The organism is Microvirga sp. 2TAF3 (genome assembly GCF_052114965.1).
GTDB lineage: Bacteria > Pseudomonadota > Alphaproteobacteria > Rhizobiales > Beijerinckiaceae > Microvirga.
The window spans coordinates 1-551 of the sequence record NZ_JBFRFT010000063.1 but is presented as its reverse complement, the minus strand read 5'-3'; the positions used below and the strand labels follow the sequence as shown (position 1 = coordinate 551).

At 74.2% G+C, this 551-nt stretch carries 1 protein-coding gene; it reads right to left on the bottom strand.

What is annotated here, in order from left to right; all coding sequences use genetic code 11:
* A partial coding sequence (locus AB4Y97_RS21020) for a hypothetical protein (protein WP_442000978.1) occupies window positions 1–551 on the bottom strand: 551 nt, incomplete at both ends.

Genomic DNA, 551 nt, shown 5'->3' with positions numbered 1-551 from the left:
TAGGCCCGGTGCACGGTCCTGGCCAGCACCGCCCCGCTTCCCGCCGCGCTCAGCCGGCGCGGCGAGCCGAGATGGTCGCGGTGCACGCTCGCCGCCTGCCCGCCCGGACCCGGCTGCAGCCGCACATCCGGATGCGGATAGAGCGTCCACGGTCCGCGCTCCGGCGCCGATGCCGGGCCCGGCGCGCGCTCGAAGCCGGGGCCGAGAAACAGCGTGGGACGCGGCGGACCGTCGACCGCGGTCACCGTCTTCGTCAGCCGCGCCCCGTCAGGGCCGTAGGTAAACGTCACCGTCACTCCGGCGGTCCTGACCTGCGTCAGCCGGTTGTCGCCGTTCCAGGTGAAGGCGCGCACACCGTCGCCGAGCAGGTTGCCGTTGCCGTCATAGCCCTGGGCGCGGCCGTTGACGGAAAGCGGCGCGTGCGGATGCGCCGAGCCGGCCGAGGGAAAGGCCGCGCCGAAGGCGCCCGGCCCGGTCTGCGCCACCAGGTTGCCGGCGATGTCGTAGCGAAAGTCCTGCCGCTCGGAACCCAGCGTCGCGCTCACGAGCCA